The organism is Rothia uropygialis (assembly GCF_004137765.1).
Lineage (GTDB): Bacteria > Actinomycetota > Actinomycetes > Actinomycetales > Micrococcaceae > Rothia.
In genome coordinates this window covers 281,617-296,006 of the sequence record NZ_NOIS01000001.1, presented here as the reverse complement: position 1 = coordinate 296,006, position 14,390 = coordinate 281,617, and the positions used below count along the sequence as shown (strand labels likewise).

General features: G+C 62.1%; 14 protein-coding genes. 11 read left to right on the top strand and 3 right to left on the bottom strand.

All coding sequences use genetic code 11. The features are described 5' to 3' along the window. Positions 1-13: 13 nt before the first annotated feature. The 7 genes from EWV35_RS01360 (at position 14) to EWV35_RS01330 (ending at position 7,131) form a co-directional block, all read left to right on the top strand. Entirely contained in the window at positions 14-1,054 is a 1,041-nt protein-coding gene (locus tag EWV35_RS01360; protein WP_202976012.1) for a FecCD family ABC transporter permease, read from the top strand. Further along, complete coding sequence (locus tag EWV35_RS01355; RefSeq protein WP_129657471.1) at positions 1,051-1,878, top strand: ABC transporter ATP-binding protein; 828 nt, start codon at positions 1,051-1,053, stop codon at positions 1,876-1,878. Before EWV35_RS01360 ends, EWV35_RS01355 begins: the two co-directional genes overlap by 4 nt. Before the next feature lie 70 nt (positions 1,879-1,948). After that, positions 1,949-2,983 carry an ABC transporter substrate-binding protein gene (locus EWV35_RS01350; protein WP_238654008.1) on the top strand — a complete coding sequence of 345 codons (1,035 nt, stop codon included), beginning with the start codon at positions 1,949-1,951 and terminating at the stop codon, positions 2,981-2,983. After that, entirely contained in the window at positions 2,980-3,798 is an 819-nt protein-coding gene (locus tag EWV35_RS01345) for a Rossmann-like domain-containing protein (RefSeq protein ID WP_193554061.1), read from the top strand. Before EWV35_RS01350 ends, EWV35_RS01345 begins: the two co-directional genes overlap by 4 nt. A gap of 20 nt (positions 3,799-3,818) precedes the next feature. Further along, the gene (locus EWV35_RS01340) at positions 3,819-5,066 is read left to right on the top strand and encodes an MFS transporter (RefSeq protein ID WP_165168278.1); all 1,248 of its coding nucleotides are present in this window, start codon (positions 3,819-3,821) and stop codon (positions 5,064-5,066) included. After that, on the top strand, positions 5,063-6,070 hold the full coding sequence (locus EWV35_RS01335; protein ID WP_165168276.1) for a GHMP family kinase ATP-binding protein: 1,008 nt from the start codon (positions 5,063-5,065) through the stop codon (positions 6,068-6,070). Before EWV35_RS01340 ends, EWV35_RS01335 begins: the two co-directional genes overlap by 4 nt. Continuing rightward, positions 6,067-7,131 carry a pyridoxal-phosphate dependent enzyme gene (locus EWV35_RS01330; RefSeq protein ID WP_129657465.1) on the top strand — a complete coding sequence of 355 codons (1,065 nt, stop codon included), beginning with the start codon at positions 6,067-6,069 and terminating at the stop codon, positions 7,129-7,131. The genes EWV35_RS01335 and EWV35_RS01330 overlap by 4 nt, the downstream gene beginning before the upstream one ends. Here EWV35_RS01330 and EWV35_RS01325 read toward each other — a convergent pair. After that, the gene (locus EWV35_RS01325) at positions 7,115-7,534 is read right to left on the bottom strand and encodes a GNAT family N-acetyltransferase (protein ID WP_129657463.1); all 420 of its coding nucleotides are present in this window, start codon (positions 7,532-7,534) and stop codon (positions 7,115-7,117) included. The two genes, EWV35_RS01330 and EWV35_RS01325, sit on opposite strands and share 17 nt — an antisense overlap. Then, a complete protein-coding gene (locus EWV35_RS01320) occupies positions 7,535-8,575 on the bottom strand; it encodes an o-succinylbenzoate synthase (protein WP_129657461.1) in 1,041 nt (346 codons plus the stop codon). 151 nt (positions 8,576-8,726) lie between these two features. Between EWV35_RS01320 and EWV35_RS01315 the strand changes: the two genes are divergently transcribed. Further along, a complete protein-coding gene (locus EWV35_RS01315; protein ID WP_165168274.1) occupies positions 8,727-9,668 on the top strand; it encodes a phosphatase PAP2 family protein in 942 nt (313 codons plus the stop codon). Positions 9,669-9,746: 78 nt separating this feature from the next. Here EWV35_RS01315 and EWV35_RS01310 read toward each other — a convergent pair whose 3' ends face one another. Next, positions 9,747-10,655: an MBL fold metallo-hydrolase gene (locus EWV35_RS01310; RefSeq protein ID WP_129657457.1), complete on the bottom strand. Its 909-nt coding sequence runs from the start codon at positions 10,653-10,655 to the stop codon at positions 9,747-9,749. A 102-nt stretch (positions 10,656-10,757) separates the two neighbouring features. Here EWV35_RS01310 and gluQRS point away from each other — a divergent pair, with 102 nt between their 5' ends. The 3 genes from gluQRS to putP all read left to right on the top strand — a co-directional run bounded on the left by gluQRS (position 10,758) and on the right by putP (position 14,324). Beyond that, the gene (gluQRS, locus tag EWV35_RS01305) at positions 10,758-11,726 is read left to right on the top strand and encodes a tRNA glutamyl-Q(34) synthetase GluQRS (RefSeq protein WP_129657455.1); all 969 of its coding nucleotides are present in this window, start codon (positions 10,758-10,760) and stop codon (positions 11,724-11,726) included. Beyond that, on the top strand, positions 11,713-12,657 hold the full coding sequence (locus EWV35_RS01300; RefSeq protein WP_129657453.1) for an EamA family transporter: 945 nt from the start codon (positions 11,713-11,715) through the stop codon (positions 12,655-12,657). The genes gluQRS and EWV35_RS01300 overlap by 14 nt, the downstream gene beginning before the upstream one ends. Positions 12,658-12,809: 152 nt before the next feature. Beyond that, a complete protein-coding gene (gene putP, locus EWV35_RS01295; RefSeq protein ID WP_129657451.1) occupies positions 12,810-14,324 on the top strand; it encodes a sodium/proline symporter PutP in 1,515 nt (504 codons plus the stop codon). Positions 14,325-14,390 lie beyond the last annotated feature (66 nt).

Below are 14,390 nucleotides of genomic sequence, written 5' to 3'. Positions count from 1 at the left end.
TTCACGTCGCAGAATGAGTCCACGACACCAGGTACTACTGGCCTGCGGGCTGGCGGCCGTGCTCCTCGTGTCGATACTGCTCGCCATCTCGTGGGGCGCCGCCTCGATCCCGTTGGGTCGTACGACGTCTCACTTGTGGGCTGCCCTGACCGGCGGGACTATCGACTCTGCTGACGTGACTGATTACACGGTCATCGTCGACATTCGCACGCCGAGGGCGATCATGGCCGCCGTCGTGGGTGCCGGACTGAGCACCCTGGGGATCGCCGCACAGTCCATGGTGCGCAATCCCCTCGCGGATCCCTTTATTCTCGGCATCTCATCCGGTGCCTCAGTAGGCGCGAGCGCCGTGGTGTCCTGGGGGCTGCTTTCGGGGCTCGGTGTCTACGCGCTGTCCTCGGCAGCATTTGCCGGTGCCCTCGCGGCCTCGGTCCTTGTCTACGGGCTGTCAAGCTCGTCGAACGGTATTGCACCGGTACGGCTGATCCTGACCGGCGTCGTCCTGTCTTTCGGGTTCCAGGCCCTGATGTCCGCGATCGTCTTCTTCGATTCCAAGGGTGACGCCGCCCGCACCGTGATGTTCTGGATGCTCGGTTCTTTGGGCGGGGCAACCTGGAGTCAGCTTCCGCTCGCCGGGATCGTCACGTGCGGGTGCATTGTCTATCTCTGGCACCGCGCCCCTGATTTGGATGCCCTGTCCATGGGCGACGGGTCGTCCGCGAGCCTCGGCGTCGATCCGGAAGCCCTCAGGATCCGGCTCTTCTTCCTCACCGTTCTCGGAACGGCGACATTGGTCTCGGTCGCTGGAACCATAGGCTTCGTCGGACTGGTCATCCCTCACCTGACACGAATCGTGCTCGGCCCTGCACACCGAACCGCAACCCTCCTGGCGCCCATGTTCGGTGCCGTGTTCATGGTCTGGGTCGATCTGATCAGCCGCATCGCCGTGCCTCCGCGCGAACTCCCCCTCGGCGTGGTCACGGCACTCATCGGTGTGCCGGTGTTCATCATTCTGATCCGCCGCCGCGGTTACGTCTTCGGAGGATCTCGATGAATGCTCGGGTCGGTCTCAGCCTGCAGAACCTGACGATCGAGGTCGCGGGCACAGAAGTGGTGCACGAGGTTTCGCTCGGCATTGGCCCGGGTGCGGTCGTCGGGCTAGTCGGTCCCAACGGTTGCGGGAAATCGACTCTGCTCAAGGCGCTCTACCGCGCCTTGCGACCCCGCCACGGTGCGATTCTAATCAACGGTGCTCGCCTGACGGAGCTGCCCCACAAGAAGTCCGCCTCGCTCATTGCGGCTCTTCCGCAGGAAGAGCGCGGAGAACTGGATTTCACCGTCGCCGAGGTCGTTTCCTTGGGCGCCCTCGCCAATCCGACGGCAACCCGTGAGGGAGGCAATCAGGCGGTCGAGAGCGCGATGGCCCGCACCGGTGTTGCGGAATTCGCCCACAGAAGTTTCCTGGATCTTTCGGGCGGAGAGCGCCAGAGAACTCTGCTCGCCCGCGCACTGGCCCAAGAGACCCCGTATTTGCTTCTCGATGAACCGACCAATCACCTGGATCTGAGACACCAGGTCGATCTCATCCGGGATGTGAGGAGCCACGCTCACCCCGCGGAGAGTGCCGAATCCGACGATGAGGCGCCCTTACCGCCCGCCGGAACGAGGAGACCCGGCGTCGTCATGGCCCTTCACGATCTCAACCTCGCGGCCAGCTCATGCGACCGAATCATCGTGATGGACCACGGCCGCATTGTCGCCGACGGTCCGCCCGCCGAAACGCTTGATCCTGATCTCGTAGAGGAGGTCTACAAGGTTCGTCCCCTGGTGACGTCGCGTCCGGACACCGGGGCACCCTATTTCCTGTTTCCCATGTAACGCCGCCCTCCTGAATACCCGGCGACTGCACCACATGAATATTTCGATCAACCGACCAAAGGAGAACCTTATGAATCACATCCCGATGCCGTGCAAACGCAGACGCACCCACCGGCGACGCTCCGGAACGCTGTGTTCGGCCGGGCTCGTGGGAATCTTGCTTCTCTCCGGTTGCGGAGCCTCGGTCCAGAAGGATTCATCGCATGCCCCGGAGAAGACCATATCGAACTGCGGTCAGTCGACGACCTACCCCACGCCGCAGAAACCTGTCGCCTACGATGTCTCCGCGATCGAGAAAATGTTCTCGTTGGGGCTTGCCGATAGGATGCGCGGAATCGTCATGCCCAAGACGATCAGCAGCGTAGTCGACAAGTCCCCCTACCGTGATGACTATTCCAAAGTCGAAACCATCTCGGACACGGTCCTGGGACAGGAAACGTTGGTCAGCGCCAAAGCCGATTGGGTGTTCGCGGGTTGGCAGGCAGGATTCAGCGAGGAACGCGGGGTAACTCCCGACTCCTTGGCAAAAGTGGGCATCCAGTCGTACATGCAGAACGAGACGTGCTTCAACTACAAAGGTGACCAATCCAGCCCAGAACCGTTGGAAGCCACCAATCAGGACCTCAAGGATCTCGGAAAGATTTTCGGGGTCGAGGACCGCGCCGAGAAGTTGGTCTCGGACCTGAACCAACGCAAGGACAAACTCAAGGATGCACCCCGTCCGGACAACCCGAGTCGAGTGTTCATCTACGATTCCGGAACCACCGAGCCATACACCGCGGGGCGTCGGACAGCTGCCAATTCGATCGTGGACCTGGCCGGTGCCCATTCCGTCACTTCTCAGCTGGATGCCCGTTGGGACACCGTGGGCTGGGAATCCGTTGTGACCGCAAACCCACAGGCAATTGTCGTTGTGGACTACAACAAGCAACCGGTCGAAGAGAAGATCAGGTATCTCAAGGAACAATCTCCGCTCAAGGACTCGCCTGCCGTCAAACACGACAACATTTATGTGATGGATTACGGCGAGGCAGTGGCCAGCCCACGAAATATTGAGGCGGCCGAGAAATTGTCCGAGTACCTGAACGGAAGGGGCCTGCGATGAGCCGGGTCAGCCCTCACGAAACCATCTCGATCGAAGACGTCATTCGAAAAGCAATTGCTCAGGAAGACAATGCCGCAACTCCCGCCGTCGCCCGGAGCGTCTTCTATGTACAGCACGGCACGCGTCTGGCCGCCGGAGAACAGCTCTATCGGAATCAATACGTCCTGGTCCGGGTCGACAGCGCGTTCGGGGCCTGCGCGTTCGAGGCTGGGGAACTCGGGCCTGAAATTTCCGAGCTGTCCGGCAACCCGGTGCGAGAACTGCTCAAACACGCCTCGGGCCCGATTCGGTTGGCGGCACTCGACGCCTGGCTCGCTGCGCGGAGGCCGCATCGCGACGACGCGAGGGCGCGGCTCGTTCATCTGCCCACGGGCACTCCCGACGAGCGTGCCGCCGCTCGCGATCACGCAGTGGCGGGGCTGGTCGACATAACCGCGGGCGATCGGGTCGCGCTCATCGGTGTGGTCAACCCCTTGATCGCGGCGATACGCCAGCGCGGCGGCGAGCCGCTGCCTTGCGACTACGGGATGCAAACCACACAGTGGGGCGACCCCGTGAGTCACGATATGGAAGAGGTTCTGGACCAGGCAGATTCCGTCATCGCCACGGGGATGACTCTGGGCAACGGAACTTTCGATCGCATCCGAAACAGATGCGTCGAGCGTCGGATACCGCTCGCGGTCTACGCCCAATCGGGCTCCGCAGTCGCCAGAGAGTTCTTGGGATGCGGGGTCTCGGCCCTAAGCGCTGAGCACTTCCCATTCTCGCAGTTCAGCGCCGAAGAAACTCCTCTCTACGTGTACAAGGCACCATGACAAAGGGCCGAGGAGCATACATGCAGCACGAGCACCCGACCGACTCCGATGCAAGACTTACTGACCGAGCGATCGTGGCCAGGATCTGGCCGCTTCTGGGCGCGTGCGCCCTCGGACTCGTCCCTTTCACCATTTATTCCAATTTTCTGGTCGAGATCACCCGGGACAGCGGTCACCACGCGACCCTCATGGGGAGCCTGCGCGGTGTAGGGGGCGTCGCCGCGCTCCTCGTCGGACTGAGGTGCGCGCCTCTTCTGGACCGCATCTCCCGGTGCACGGCCACGATCTCCTCATTGGTCCTGTTGGCGTCGGCCTGTTTGGTCGGGATCATCGGTTCACCCTGGGCCTGGGTACTCTTCTGCCTGTTCGTCGGAGCGGGCACCTCGGTCCTCAATCCGGCGGCCTCCGCAATGGCCGCCGACCGGTTCCGCGACGAGGCGACATCCGGACGCGCCGCAACGCAGGTCTCGTCCGTCATGACGTTGACTGCGGTGTTGTCGGCACCCCTTCTGGCATTCCCTGCCACGTGGTGGGGCTGGCGTGGAGATCTCCTCGCCACGTCATTGCTCTGCCTCGCACTGGCGTGGGCCCTGAAGTCCGGGCTCGGTTCCGCGGTCGAAGTCGGGTCCCCGAGACAGGGCGGTTCGCACACCGGTTACGTGGAATCGCTCAAGATAGCCGTAGGGCTGTCCTGCATTCCTGCTTTGCTGACGGCTTCGACGTTACGGACGGCGGCCTTCATGGGGCAGCTCGCGTACCTTGCCGTCCTGTACGACGAGCGCTTCCGGGTCGGTCCTGGGCTCTTTTCCTTGGTCTGGACGCTCTCCGGATTGGCCTTCTTTCTCGGTAACTGGTTCGGAGGTGTCGCGCTGCGCAAGATCTCCAATTCGGTCATGACGGCGTGGATCGGCGCGATCGCAGCGGCACTCGGAACGGCGGCAATCATGTGGCTGTTCGGGACCCATCACGTGGCTTCGGCCCTGGGCGCCACGGCCCTCTTGGGGGCGTCCCACGCGGTTCTGGCCGCCACGGTGACCACCCTCCTTGTACGCCTATCAGGAAGTCACCGCGGAACGGTCCTCGGGCTCAATGGAGCGGGCCAAAGCCTCGGGGTCTGCATCGGAGCCTCAATTGCAGGACTGGGCCTGGCCCTGTCTGGTTGGAACGGCGCAGGGATTGCCTTGGGAGCGGTGACGGCGGGCGCAGCCATTGCGACAGCCAGAGCCGCATGGCGCCTACGCGCAGGCCGCGAAGGAGGGAATCCATGATCGATCCTCAGTTGCCTCACGCCGGGCTTTCGTCAAGGGCCCCCTCAACATGCTCGCAAGCGCAATCCGCCGTCCCGACCGCCGACGCCGATGCCGATTGCACGTTGACCACCGGCCGGGGTTCTTGCATGGGACACCACGGCGAATTGCTCCAAGGAACCTTCTGGGACCGATCCCGTGGCAAGTACGTTCCCGGGCTGCTGACCCTTCCATTGCCCAGCAGGCGGGCCTACGCGACCTTTTGCCCCCGGGATTCTCGGGCCGGTGTCCGTGTGCAGGGCGAGCATTCGAAATCGGCGAAAGCGGCCGAACTGACCTTGGAGCTGTGTTCCCGGCGAGGCCTCAACCGGCCTACCGGCGGGTATTTGCACCTGAGCAGTGACATCCGTCGAGGTTGGGGAATGGGCTCGTCGACGGCCGACGTCGTGGCAACAATTCGCGCCGTCTGCGATTGCTGCGGCCTGACGCTGGACCAAAGGGAGGTCAGCGCGATCGCTGTTCGTGCCGAAACGGCTTCCGATCCCCTGGCCTTCGACACAACGCCGGTGCTCTTCGCCCAGCGCCACGCTCACATCCTGCAACGGTGGGAGCAACCGTTGCCGCCCCTGTGGTTGGTCGGGTGCAGGCTCGCCGTCGAACCGATCGACACGGTTTCCATGGGGCCCGCACGATATACGACCTCAGAGCGAACCGAATTCGATCATCTACGGAGCCTCTTGGATCGGGCCATTCGCCGGCGTGATCCCAAGGCCCTGGGGAGGATTGCGACGCGCTCGGCACTCATCAACCAGAGGCACTTGCCCAAACCCCATCTCTGGCGGGTGTTGGACATCTGCGGTCGAACCGGTGGTGTGGGGGTCCAGATCGCTCACAGCGGGACCATCTGTTCCATCATGTTCGACGCCTCCGATCCCGACGTCGCGCCGCGCGCCTCCGAGGCCCGTCGAGAACTCACCGACTCGGGCTTACCGACTACCATCCACGAACTTTGGGAGAATCCATGAGCGACGAGGCTTCATCGAACGGTGCCGACATTCCTCGAGCGATATCAAGGCACGCGGGCCAGTCGCTGGGGGCCCCCGACCTGATCGAGTTGACACCCCAATTGTTCACTTTGCGCTTTGAGGTGATGAAGGCACGCTCGGCCCGAGCGGCTCTGGGCCGCCTCATGCAAGAAGGCACAATCCGGGCCGGTTCGACGGTCATCGACTCGTCGAGCGGCATCTATGCGTGCGCCTTGGCTCTCGCATGCCACGAGTTCGGGGTGCACTGTTACATCGTCGGTTCGACCACGATCGACGAGACTCTGCGCATACAGCTCGACCTCTTGGGCGCCGAACTCGAGCAGATGCCACCGTCCGAATCGTTGCGGGCAGACCAACACCGCCGCGTCTCGCGAGTCCAGGAGCTGGTGAAAGCTCATCCTGAGTGGCACTGGATGCGTCAGTACCACGACGCGGTTCATTACCTCGGGTATGAACCTATCGCTTCGGTTTCGGGTCACCTCCTGCTCGAGAGAGGTTATCGGGCCGTTGATCTCGTCGCCCCGGTGGGTTCGGGCGTTTCCAGCGGTTCGCTCGCCCTCGGTCTGGCATCGTCGGGGCTCGATGTGCGACTCGTCGGTGTCCAGCCGTTTGGCTCGGTCACTTTCGGCTCGGAAGAAGTCGAGGATCCGGACATGCTCATCGCCGGGATCGGCAGTTCAATCGAATTCGAAAACGTCCGCCATGATCTGTATCACTCGATCCACTGGATCTCGTACGAGGTCGGACGGTCGGGCACCATATCTCTCTGCCGGGAGCATGCGCTGTTCGCGGGCCTCAGCTCGGGAGCCGCTTACGCGGTGGCGAGATACCTCACGCAGAATGAGGCCCCTCGGGACCGTTGCGTTCTGATGACGTGCCCGGATACGGGACATCGCTATCTCAAGGGAATCTATGACGATGCCGCGAAAGTCCGGGACCTCTCCTCCTACGGACCCCAGCGCCTGGCCTCGCCCGGAGAACGGCCGAGGCTTCCGTGGTCGTCGGTTCTTTGGGGAGGCAAAGTCAGTCCCGTGGAATGACCATCCCCATCGAATGGGGCATCGCGTCTCTGAACCCCATGCTGTAATACAGCGCGCGTCCCGGCTCGTCCGCCATCAAGGTGATGTACGGGTCAGCCGGGGCGTGCTGTCGAATTCTTCGGATCAAAGAAGAGATCACTTCCCTACCAATGCCCCTGCCCTGGTGGTTGGGCAGCGTAGCCATGTCGGCGATGTGGAAGTACCATCCGCCGTCACCAAGGACCCTGCCCATAGCAACAGTCTCATCCGATTCCACGTGCCTCACATGTGCCCAGGCCCACGAACCGGTCAATACCGGAGCAGCCTGTTCCGGGGTCTTCGGAGACAGCCCCGCTTCCGCTCTCAAACGCACGTAGTCTTCGAGGTCAGGCGCATCCTCGATCAGACGGTAGTCCGCTCGCATTCATTCCTCCTCGTCGTTGAGGTGCTTCCGTACATGCCCGGTCTTCCCGGCCAACGGGGCGTAATTGTCTCGGAGCCGGCCCATCCACCAGTCGCGTCGGTCTCCGGGGGCCCGGAATTCTTCGAGTCGCCCCGGGTCGGGGGCAACTCGTCGCACCGGCAGGTAGCCGTCCTCGGGAATCAATGGCTCATTCGTCAGGTCACCGGCGAGCAGGGAAGCCGTTCCCAAACCACAAGCGTGCTCCAGTTCAGGAATTGAAGCCGCGAGCGCAAGACCCGCGCTCATTCCGACCGACGTCTCCAGGGCCGAGCTGACTACAGCGGGAAGACCGGCGTCGCGGATGATGTCCAGGGCATTGCGCGGACCGCCCAGCGGCGCAGCCTTGACCACGATCAAGTCGGCCGCCCCCTCCTCCGCAACCCTCAACGGGTCTGATTCTTTACGCACGGATTCGTCCGCCGCGATCCGTACGCCAAGACCTTCGTGAGCAATCGCCCGGCGTAATCTCGCGAGGCCGTCGATCGTGGGCACGGGTTGTTCGATGTATGCAGGAGCGAATTCCGCGAGCGCGCGGATGGCATCCAACGCGGACTCGTGGTTCCATCCGCCATTCGCATCCATCTTCAGAACGGCCCCGGGAACGGCTCGGTGGACCGCACGCACTCGGGCGACATCGTCGTCAAGAGACTGTCCTCGCTCGGCCACTTTGATTTTGACTTCACGCACGTGACCGCGGGACCGAGAGAGCACCTCGGGGACGCGTTCCGGCCCGATCGCGGGAACGGTTGCATTGACGGGCACCTTGTTCCGGCGCGCGACGGGGAATGGTTCCCACGCGGACTCTATGGCGGATGCCAGCCAACGGGAAGCCTCGGTCGGTCCGTACTCGAGAAAAGGACAGAATTCGCCCCAGCCTTCCGGCCCCTGGAAAAGCAGAGCTTCCCGGTGATCGACGCCGCGGAACCGCACGTTGAGCGGCACGGAAACTACCGTTGCTGTGTCTTCCAATTGTTCAAGGCTGGGCCAGTCTCGCTCGGTCATGCCTCCACTGTGCACCTTTTCCTCGCGCAAGACTATGCAATGACATGGCGCTCAGGAAACGTTCAGGGAAATTCCGACGAATGGGCAGGTGATGCTGGCATCCTGAACTGAAATGGGGTGGATTGATGAGCAGAAAGGGGGCCCGAGCCGTATGAGTACCGAGCCAACGCGACAATTGGGCAACGGCCCTGAACGCGATTGGCCGTCGACGCATCGGAGACCGTTTCAGCCACCGACTTTCGGAATCGTCTTCAAACACCTGGTCGTGGTCGCGGTCATGATCGCAGGTTTGTGCGCGACGATCTGGACTTTCCTCTACAGCTATTCGGGCCAGTGGATCGACCAAACCGCACTCTCGGAGGTCAGCAACAACTTCCGTCAGTACAGCAAAGGTTCGGACGATCTTCTCAGCGCCCTACCGGTGATCTCCGGAGTGCTCGCGGTGATCGGCATCGTCCTGGTTCTCGTGCGCCGACACCGGTTCCTTCCGGCGTTGATCGGCCTTCTGATGGCGGTCGGGGCGAATGCCACCACGCAAGTTCTGAAATCTTTAATCCTGGACAAGCCCAATTTGGGGGTCCAGGAAGCGACCATGAATTCCCTGCCTTCGGGTCACACGACGTTCGCCGCCGCGGCCGGGGCCGCGCTTTTCCTGGCCGCGCCCAAGAAGTGGCGGCCGTTCCTCTCGCTGATCATGTTCCTGTTCGGCACACTCACCGGCGTTGCGACTGTCATCAATGAGTGGCACCGCCCGGCCGATGTGGTGGCCGCGCTCTTCGTGGTGGGCGCGTGGACGGGACTCGGCTTGCTGGTTCTGCGATTCATCCCGGCCGAGGACCACGACACGTCGAGTACACGCCACACGGGGATGCTCATCATCCCCCTCATGGTCATCTCGGGCCTTTTCCTGGCTTTCTGTGCAATGGCTACCTACATGATCGCCGCCCAGCAACACTTCACAGGAGCAGCCCTCTTGGGAAGCTTGTGCCTGATCTTTTCCGTAGGATTGCTGACCACCGCGCTGAACGTTTGGCTCCTGCGCCGCAAGCAACCCGCGGACGAACGCCCCTATACCAAGGTCTGGACCTACTAGAGGCATGTTCGTGCAGACAACATGACGAAAAAGCGGCGGGCCCCGTGCCCGCCGCTTTTTCGTCGTGGAACCACAAACCTACTGGGCGTGCTCTCCCGTGGTGATGGGACCGGTAACTCCGGTGGGTGTGTCCTCCACGGACAGGTCCTCACCCATCATTCCCTTTTCCTCCAGCCATGCCAGCCGGTCCAGGAGGATACGCGTGACCCCTGCATCGTATGGCAGCTTGTACATGGCCGCCGTCGTCGGGCCAGCCTCCGGGTTGGAGGTGGAAGCCGCGATGCGATCGATAGCCTCACGCATGGTCTCCGACTGGCGCTGCACGAATGTTCGTTCGACCGGAGTACCGTGCCCCGGGACGAATACGTGGTACCGGTCCAGGCCGGCAACTGTTGCCAGGGTTTGGACCCACACCTCGGGGAAGGAGTCGTCGAATGCGGGGTCCGCACCCTGTTCGACGATATCGCCCGTGAACAGGATTTCGTCCACACCTGCCAGGACATCGTTGTCGGTGTGCCCCAAGCCCAGGTAGAACAGCGTCACGGCGCGCTCTCCGAGATCGACTCTTGTGAAAGAGGCACGCCCGCCATCCCCCGGGAGCAAACGCGTCGGCGGGACGATGTCGGTGTTGGGACCCTGGTGATGAGCCATCTCCGGCTCGAGAGTCTCTACATAACCGCGCTGACGGTCCGCGTAACGTTCCATCGCCCTTTCCGCGTTCGGATGCGCCCAGAAATCGGTGGCCCCATCCGCCGCAAACACGGCGTTACCGAAGAAGTGGTCGTAGTGCGCGTGGGTGTTGACGACCACGAAGGGAAGGTCCGTAATCTTGCGGGCAGCACGGAAGATTTCTGCGCCTTGCCGCGGTCCCGCACCGGTATCGATGACCATGGCCTTGTCCGCGCCAAGGATCAATCCGGTGTTCAAACGGTAGTCATCCGTCGTTATGACATAGATCCCGTCGGCAATTTCCTGTGTTCGAGCCATATACATACGGTACTTGATCCGGAGTGATTCGCGAGGCATCCTGGCGGGAAACTCGTCAGCTCGACGCGATCGACTACTTGCCCCTCTCGTTACTATGGGAGCATGTTCACCCCATCCGGCCAGCACATTTCCGCCCAAGGAACGGGGCGTTACGCACCGTCGCCTTCCGGAGATTTGCATCTCGGCAACCTCCGGACCGCCCTATACGCGTGGCTCCTTGCGCGGTCGACCGGTCGCCGCTTCGTCCTGCGCATCGAAGACTTGGATCGCGTGCAAGAAGGATCCGCGCGGCGCCAGTTGGACGATCTGGCGTCCCTCGGCATCGATTGGGATGATGAACCGCTCGTGCAGTCGAAGCGCACACATGCCTATGACGAGGCTGTTCGTGAACTTCGTGCCAAGGGTTTGGTCTACGAATGCTTCTGCACGCGTCGGGAGATCCAGGAAGCGGCCTCGGCGCCACACGGGGCTCCGGGTGCCTACCCCGGAACTTGTAGGCAACTGACGGACGAGCAACGAGCCGAAAAAGCACTGGACCGGCCCGCCGCTTTGCGCCTCCGGGCCGAAGTCAGCCAGTGGACGGTATGCGACCTCTTCGCCGGTCGGTACACTGATGCCGTCGACGACATGGTGCTTGTTCGCAACGACGGACGGGCGGCATACAATCTCGCGGTGGTCGTCGACGATGCGCACCAGGGCATCGACCAGGTCGTCAGAGGCGACGACCTTCTTTCATCGACGCCTCGGCAATCTTATCTTGCCCATTTGCTCGGCCTCGGCGACATCGAGTATGCCCATGTTCCGCTCGCCCTCAACCGCGACGGCAAACGGCTGGCCAAACGCGACGGCGCCGTTACGATGGCCAGACTTCGGGATGCAGGGCTTTCCTGCGCCGATATCGCGCGGTTGATCGCCCAGTCGATGCCGCTCCGACCCGTACGCACCTCCACCGGGCCGCACCTGCCGGAAACAGCGCAACAGATGCTCGAGGTCTTCTCGCCGGATGCGATATCCCATGACCCCTGGACCGTCCTCGATCCCTTGATGGAGTCTTCCTGTGCCGCTTGTTGACCGCATCTCGCCTCGTCACAAAGGCACCACGGCGTTGCTCGCGGTGCTCGTGGGTTCGACCGGCATCCAGATCACAGCCGCCGTCGCTTCGACGCTCTTCGAAAAGTTCAACCCCGTTTCGGTCTCGGGCCTGCGCATGACGACGGCCGCGGTCGTTCTCCTCGCGATAGCCCGGCCCCGCTTCTGGCGGTTCACCCGGAAAGACTGGCTATCGGTCGTGGCCTACGGAGTCGTTTCCTCTTTGATGAATGTGTTCTTCTACCTTGCGGTCGATCGCATTCCGCTGGGCGTCGCCGTCACCATCGAATATCTGGGTGCATTCACCGTGGCCATGTTGGGCGTCCGCAAGATCAAGGACGGTCTGTTCGCCCTCGGAGCCCTCGCTGGTGTCGTTCTCATCGCCGGGCCGACTTTCGGCAACACCGATTTGCTGGGCTACGCCTTTGCTTTCATGGCCGCCGCATCCATGACCGGATACACCTTCCTGTCGGGCAAGATCGGCAACGGCACCGAGGCGACCTCCGGGATCCGCGGACTCTCAGTGTCCATCGCCATCGGAGCGATCCTGTGGGCGCCGGCCACCGCGCTCGCCGTGCCGAGAATGAACCTGGGAGATTGGGGAATCGCAATATTCATCGGTGCCGTGGGGCTTGCATTGGCTTTCTCTTGCGATGCCTTCGCCGCGACGCTCACCAATCCCGCCGTTGTGGGCGTATTCTTCTCCCTGGACCCAGTGGTTTCCTCACTGGTTGGTCTTGTGCTGCTCGGTGAGTTGCTGACCATTCCGGCCTACGTCGGTATTGCGCTGATCGTCATTTCGGGCGCGGCCGTGACCTGGCGAGCTAACCGCTCCGCGGCGATAATCACGACGCATACCGAAGCCCTCCAGGTTCTGCATACCTCTCAAATGCCCAAGGCTACCCGGAAATAGCGCTGACGCCCGTAACGTAATGCCGCGCGCTCATCTATCTCATATTTAATACAGACCTTGTGATCTGGCATACTAAACGAGTCAAAGTCCACCCCGAATCCCTTGGGGGCGGACTGCGATACTTATCAATCCAGTCGCACCGGAGATTTTTGATGTCAGACCAGACATTTCAGTACATAGCCTTGGGGATATATTTTCTGGGGATGATCGTGATCGGCCTCTGGGCCAGCACCAAGAACACTGACAACGAAGACTACATGCTCGGCGGTCGTTCCCTCAGACCAGGGGTCGCCGCCTTGTCCGCAGGTGCGTCCGATATGTCCGGCTGGCTCGTGATGGGCCTTCCCGGGGCGATCTACGTCTCCGGCTTGCTGGACGCATGGATCGCTGTTGGCCTGACCGTCGGGGCGTGGGTCAATTGGAAGCTCGTCGCCCCACGCCTGCGCGCCTATTCGGAGGTCGCAGGCAATGCGATTACCATTCCGTCCTTTTTCGACAACCGCCTCAAAGCCGACGGTCTTTCAAGCCGCGTGCTGCGCGTAACGTGCGGAATCATTATTCTCGTATTCTTCATTTTCTACGTCTCCTCCGGCATGGTGGCCGGAGGAAAGTTTTACCAGACCACGTTCGGCGGAAACTATCTGCTGGGCATGATCGTCATTGCCGCGATCACGGTACTTTACACGTTCTTCGGCGGATTCCTCGGGGCTACATTCACGGACGTGGCGCAAGGTTTGCTGATGCTGATCGCGCTCATCATGGTCCCGGTCGTCGCCGTCATTCAGTTCGGCGGCCCGTCGAATGTTCTCCATGCCGTCTCGGAGGCGAATCCGAACGCTCTGTCGCTCGTCAGCGGGGCCACAGCCATCGGTGTCGTCTCCTCGTTGGCCTGGGGTCTCGGATACTTTGGTCAGCCCCACATCGTGATCCGTTTCATGGCCCTCCGGGCACCCAAGGACGCACCGACCGCCCGACGTATCGGAATTTCCTGGATGGTCCTCTCCGTGTTGGGCACCATCGCCACGGCGCTGACAGGTATCGCGTATTTCTCGACGCACCCGGAGGCGAGTCTCACGGACACCAAGTCCGCCGAAACCGTGTTCTTGGATCTGTCCCAAATCCTGTTCCACCCTCTGGCAGCAGGATTCGTCCTGGCGGCGGTGCTCGCCGCGATCATGTCCACGGTTTCCTCTCAGCTCGTGGTTTCGTCGTCGGCCGCGGTCGAAGACCTGGCCATGTTGATCATCAAGCGCAAGCCCTCCCCCAAGGTCCAGCTGTGGATGTCCCGAGGCGCTGTCCTGACGGTTTCGGTCATCGCGGCCCTGATCGCTCTCGACTCGGATTCCGCTGTGCTCGAACTTGTGGCCTTCGCCTGGGCCGGCTTCGGTGCGGCCTTCGGACCGCTGATGCTGATGTCCCTGTTCTGGAAGAAGCTCACCGCAACTGGTGGGCTGTGCTCGATGATTGTGGGCGCCGTCGTGACGATCGTGTGGCGGTATGTGTTCCAGGACCCCGAGTCCACGGGCATCCTCGCACTGTACGAAATCGTCCCCGGTTTCTTGGCCGCGCTCGTCGTCGGCATCGTCGTGTCCTTGATGACCCACAAGCAGTCTGAACGCGTCGAGCATGAATTCGAGGAGGCCAAGGAACTGGCCTCGGCTCGCTGACCTGCACCGCATCCGACGTCCTGCCCGCTCGGTCATCCCGGCGGGCAGGACGCGTCGAACACGATT

Coding starts and splice junctions, on each gene's coding strand:
- EWV35_RS01335 (WP_165168276.1), top strand. CDS start 5,063: ATGATCGATCCTCAGTTGCCTCACGCCGGGCTTTCGTCAAGGGCCCCC.
- EWV35_RS01340 (WP_165168278.1), top strand. CDS start 3,819: ATGCAGCACGAGCACCCGACCGACTCCGATGCAAGACTTACTGACCGA.
- EWV35_RS01355 (WP_129657471.1), top strand. CDS start 1,051: ATGAATGCTCGGGTCGGTCTCAGCCTGCAGAACCTGACGATCGAGGTC.
- gluQRS (WP_129657455.1), top strand. CDS start 10,758: ATGTTCACCCCATCCGGCCAGCACATTTCCGCCCAAGGAACGGGGCGT.
- EWV35_RS01320 (WP_129657461.1), bottom strand. CDS start 8,575: ATGACCGAGCGAGACTGGCCCAGCCTTGAACAATTGGAAGACACAGCA.
- EWV35_RS01360 (WP_202976012.1), top strand. CDS start 14: ATGAGTCCACGACACCAGGTACTACTGGCCTGCGGGCTGGCGGCCGTG.
- EWV35_RS01315 (WP_165168274.1), top strand. CDS start 8,727: ATGAGTACCGAGCCAACGCGACAATTGGGCAACGGCCCTGAACGCGAT.
- EWV35_RS01350 (WP_238654008.1), top strand. CDS start 1,949: ATGAATCACATCCCGATGCCGTGCAAACGCAGACGCACCCACCGGCGA.
- putP (WP_129657451.1), top strand. CDS start 12,810: ATGTCAGACCAGACATTTCAGTACATAGCCTTGGGGATATATTTTCTG.
- EWV35_RS01330 (WP_129657465.1), top strand. CDS start 6,067: ATGAGCGACGAGGCTTCATCGAACGGTGCCGACATTCCTCGAGCGATA.
- EWV35_RS01325 (WP_129657463.1), bottom strand. CDS start 7,534: ATGCGAGCGGACTACCGTCTGATCGAGGATGCGCCTGACCTCGAAGAC.
- EWV35_RS01310 (WP_129657457.1), bottom strand. CDS start 10,655: ATGGCTCGAACACAGGAAATTGCCGACGGGATCTATGTCATAACGACG.
- EWV35_RS01345 (WP_193554061.1), top strand. CDS start 2,980: ATGAGCCGGGTCAGCCCTCACGAAACCATCTCGATCGAAGACGTCATT.